This window comes from Streptomyces sp. SID486 (genome assembly GCF_009865385.1).
Lineage (GTDB): Bacteria > Actinomycetota > Actinomycetes > Streptomycetales > Streptomycetaceae > Streptomyces.
Genome location: NZ_WWJT01000690.1, coordinates 1 through 264, shown reverse-complemented (window position 1 = coordinate 264; position 264 = coordinate 1). Strand labels below are relative to the sequence as shown.

General features: G+C 70.1%; 1 protein-coding gene. It reads left to right on the top strand.

Features of this window, described 5'->3' with window-relative positions; genetic code table 11:
- Positions 1-264 (top strand): AMP-binding protein (locus tag GT045_RS31930; RefSeq protein ID WP_161336312.1); only part of this gene is annotated, 264 nt, incomplete at both ends.

Genomic DNA, 264 nt, shown 5'->3' with positions numbered 1-264 from the left:
CACATCGTCGCCCTCGCCCTCCCCCGCTCCACCGACCTCGTCACCGCCATCCTCGCCGTCCTCAAAACCGGCGCCGCCTACCTCCCCCTCGACCCCCACTACCCACCCACCCGACTCACCCACATGATCACCGACGCCCACCCCACCCTCCTCCTCACCACCAGCGACCACCCCCACCACACCCCCGACCTCACCACCCTCCACCTCGACACCCTCGACCTCACCGACCACCCCACCCACAACCCCACCCACACCACCCACCCA